At 70.5% G+C, this 3,757-nt stretch carries 2 protein-coding genes and 1 pseudogene; 1 reads left to right on the top strand and 2 read right to left on the bottom strand.

From position 1 onward, the window contains the following. A pseudogene (locus tag D7V97_RS45075) lies at window positions 1-202 on the top strand (hypothetical protein); the annotation flags it as partial. A gap of 76 nt (window positions 203-278) precedes the next feature. Here the strand turns inward: D7V97_RS45075 and D7V97_RS41090 are convergent. Continuing rightward, window positions 279-2,972 (bottom strand): AsmA family protein, encoded by a 2,694-nt coding sequence (locus D7V97_RS41090; protein WP_120615998.1) that lies wholly within the window; start codon window positions 2,970-2,972, stop codon window positions 279-281. A 267-nt stretch (window positions 2,973-3,239) separates the two neighbouring features. Continuing rightward, the gene (locus D7V97_RS41085; protein WP_120615997.1) at window positions 3,240-3,704 is read right to left on the bottom strand and encodes a fibril protein; all 465 of its coding nucleotides are present in this window, start codon (window positions 3,702-3,704) and stop codon (window positions 3,240-3,242) included. Between the last annotated feature and the right edge of the window lie 53 nt (window positions 3,705-3,757).

The following is a 3,757-nucleotide window of genomic DNA, read 5'->3' as shown; positions in this document are numbered from 1 at the left end:
GGGCCGGGACGTCCGCCGGCAGATGCGCGACCTGCGCACGCAGACCGACCAGGAGATGCAGAAGGTCCTCAGCGCGGATCAGCTGACGAAGTACCAGGAGATGCGCCGTGAGGACGCGAGCCCGCGCGGCGGTGGTCCCCGCGGTGGGCCGGTGGGTGGTGCCGGTGGCGGCTGGGGCGCGCGCGGCGACGCCACGCAGTAGCGCTGTCCCCTGAAACAGCCACGCCGCGAAGCTCGCATCGGAGCTTCGCGGCGTGGGTCACTTCCGGGCCTCGGGGCTACTTGCCGCCGAAGATGCCCTTGAGCTTCTTCTTCGCCTCTTCGGCCGCGCGCTGCTTCGCCTTCTCCTGCTCGGCGCGGGCCTGCTCCTCCAGCTTCTTCTTCTCCTCGTTGACGCGGGCCTCCGCCTCGGCCTTGGCCTTGTCCTGGCCGCCGGTGATGACGTCCTGCACCGCCTTGCCCTTCTCGCCCAGCAGGTTGCCCGCCACCGACGCGCCCGCCAGCTTCAGGATGGTCGTCGCCGCCGGCTTCACGTCGATGCCCGTCACCTCCGGGCTCCACGCCTTGCCCGTGAGCTTCAACCCCACCGGGATGGGCTCCTTCGGCGTCACCTTGCCCACGGTCAGCGTCTTGATGGTCGCGGGCGTCAGCGAAATCCCGCCCGTCAAATCCAGCGTGCCGTCCAGCTTGATGCCGCCGTCGAAGCTCATCCCCGCTTCCGGCCGCGTCCAGGTGATGGGCTTGCTCAGCTGCGCCACGCCGTTCTTGATGGTCACGCTGAAGGGCAGATCCGAACCCAGCGACGTCACGTCCCCGCTCTTCAGCGCCTTCGCGAACGGCAGCGCCTTGGCCAGCGGCCCCGTCGCGGACGACACCAGGTCCTTGCCCAGGAAGGTGCCCTCCAGCAGGTTGCCGCTGATGCCGCCCAGCAGCGTCTGCTGGAGCTTGTCCATCGTGTAGCCCACGCCCTGCACGTCCACGTTGCCGTTGAACTTGCCCGTCAGCACCTGCTTCGGCGTGCGCGCCGCCAGCGCCTGCGCGACCTCCAGGCCCTGCACCTGCACCTTCGCGGAGAAGGGCCGCGCCTCCGGCGCCGGGCCCAGGCGGATCGTCGTCCCGTCCGCCACCACCTTGCCGCCGTAGATGCCCGTCGAGAACTTCTCCACCGTGATGAGGTCGTCCACCATCTTCACCACGCCCGTCACGTTGGACAGGTCCATCGCCGTGTAGCGCAGCGACGCGATGGCGAACTGGATGTCACCCCGGTAGCCGTTGAAGCGCGAGGCATCCGCCGCCGGCGGCTCCGGCGGCGGCTTGCCTCCGGTGCGCTCCAGGACCTGCTCCTCGCTCATCAACAACTTCTCCGCATCCAGCCGGGCGCTCTTCACGTTCGCCTTGAACGTCGTCGTCGCCTTCTTGCCCGTGCCCGCCAGGGCCACCGTGGCGGTGCCCGTCATCGTGTCCTCGAGCGCGTGCAGCGTCATGCTGGTGACGTTCACCGTCATCCCGCTGCCCGTCTTCGCCGGCGCGTACGTGCCCACCGCGGCCACGCCCAGCCGCTGCCCCGGGGCCTTGTTCACCAGCAGGCCCGGCCGCATGTCCACGCCGTCCAGGTCCGCCTTCGCGTCGAAGCGCAGCGCGCCGCCACTGGCCGCCGCGCCCGCCAGCTGGGCGTTGAGCTTCATCGCGCCGCCGGCCTCCTTCGTCAGCTGATCCGGAACGCGCAGCCGCACCGGCGTCAGGTCCACCGCGATGTTGAGCGCCTGCGCGTCCTGCGTCCCGCTGCCGCGCACGTCCAACCCGATGGGGCCCGCGATCATCCCCTTGAGCTGCTTCTTCAGGGGCGGGTAGTACTCGGCGAGCACGGCCGGATCCAGGTTGCGCCCCACCAGCTCGAAGCCCTCCACCGCGGGCTTGTCCGTGAGCAGTCCCTTCACCTTGCCCTTGCCGGTGATGGCCGCGGGGCCCAGGTCCAGCTTGAGCTTGTCCAGCGCCAGGTCACCCGTGGCCATGTCGCCCGTCACGTCCGTGTCGAGCACCACGTCCAGCGCCTTGCCGCCCTCCGCGCCCGCGAACTTCATCCCCAGCGCCTTGATGACGCCCACGAGCTTCGTGGGGCCCTTGCCGCCGGGCACCGCGCCGCCCAGGTCCGCCTTCCAGTCCGCGTCCAGCGTGCCCGCCTGGAAGCCCACGTCCGGGGGCAGGAAGGGCCCCAGGGGCGACAGGTCGATGCGGTCCGCCTTCAGCGTCACCTGCTCCGGCGTGGGCACCAGCGTCGCCGGCAGCGGCGCCGCCTGGAGCGTCATCTTCAAATTCTGCTTCTCCGCGAGCACCGCCGCCGCCAGGTCCACCTTCAGCGGCTGGCCCACGCGCAGGTCCTTCACCTCGATGTCCAGGTCGCGCACCGCCAGCTCGCGCGCCTGGGCGCCGCCCGCGCGGTCCACGAAGCGGATGGTGCCGTCGGTGAGCGCCGCGCGCTCCACGTGCACGCCGGACAGGTCGGTGGGCTTCGACTCCTCCTCCGGCGCCTCCTCCTTGGGCTGCTGCTGGGCCAGCTTCTCCTGGAGCCGCTGCACGTTGGTGGTGCCGTCGGCCAGGCGGATGACGTTCACCGTGAGGCCGGACACCTCGGCGTTCTTCACCTGGATGTCCTTGCCGCGCGAGGACAGGAGCGGCATCGCCGCCACCCGCACGTCCACCGTCTTCAGCTCCGCGAGCGGCAGGTCTTCACCCTCGGCGGGGCCCACGACGACGTCTTCAATCTGCGCGCCGACCTGGGGAAAGAGCTTCGTGGAGATGTCGCCAATCGTGATGGGGCGCCCGAGCTTCTGCGAGTACGTGGCCGCCTGGTCACGGGCCGTCTTCAGCAGGATGGCGTCCAGCCGCCACAGCACCACCGCCACGATGGCGATCAGGAGGACGACGATGCCCCCCAGCACATAGGGCCAACGCTTCTTCTTCACAGCCGCCACGGTTCCTCCTCCGTCGGGAGAGCGGTCGAACGCTTAGCGCAGCGCCGGGTGGGCCGCATCCCCCATGGGGACCCGGACGCCCTTCCTCGGCGGGAAAACTTCCACTTTCCAGCGTGACGGCCCCGGCCCGGGGATAATCACGCCCCCCGAAACCTCACGCCTGCCTGTCCGCTCCGAAGGGCGCGCACGCACCCCACTTCCGAGCTCCGGCCCGCTTCCGTCCCCCTGCATCTAGGCACGGTGCCGCGCTCCAGGAAGGGGGAACCGTCACAGCTCGATGATGTCCGGCTCCGTCCCGGGCGGCGCGGCGGGCGCGTCCGGCCCGCCCTTCAGCACGAAGCCCCAGGGCGCGTACACGGAGCCCCCGGTGTACGCATCCACGTAGAGCACCACGGGCGTGTCCAACCCTTCGTACGTCACCTCGAAGATGGACAGCTTGCCCTTCTCGGTGCCCTGGCCATCCACCTGGGTGAACTCGCAGCAGTCCCCCATGCGGCGCCACGCCACGGGCTGCCCCTGGGGCCCTCGCAACAGCCCGAAGTACGCGCTGACGCCCTTGTCACCCCAGCCCACGCGCACGGGGTTCTCCGGCCGGGTGCCGTACGTCATCGGATCCGGCCGCTTCGGCGTCAGGGGTTGGGTGCGGCGCATCACGTCCTCGAACGACGTGCCCGGGGAGGCACACGCCGTCAGGGCCAGCACCCCGGCACAGGCGAATCGGAACAGCGACATCGGGACCTCCAGGCGGCGCTCAAACGCCTCCCAAGCTGGCGCTCCCCCCGGGC

This window comes from Corallococcus sp. CA053C (genome assembly GCF_003611675.1).
Lineage (GTDB): Bacteria > Myxococcota > Myxococcia > Myxococcales > Myxococcaceae > Corallococcus.
Note: the sequence above shows the minus strand (reverse complement) of the source record. Positions and strands in the feature narration are given on the sequence as shown.

Bases quoted from the DNA above. Each gene is read 5' to 3' on its own strand.
- D7V97_RS41085 (WP_120615997.1), bottom strand. From the start codon at position 3,704: ATGTCGCTGTTCCGATTCGCCTGTGCCGGGGTGCTGGCCCTGACGGCG.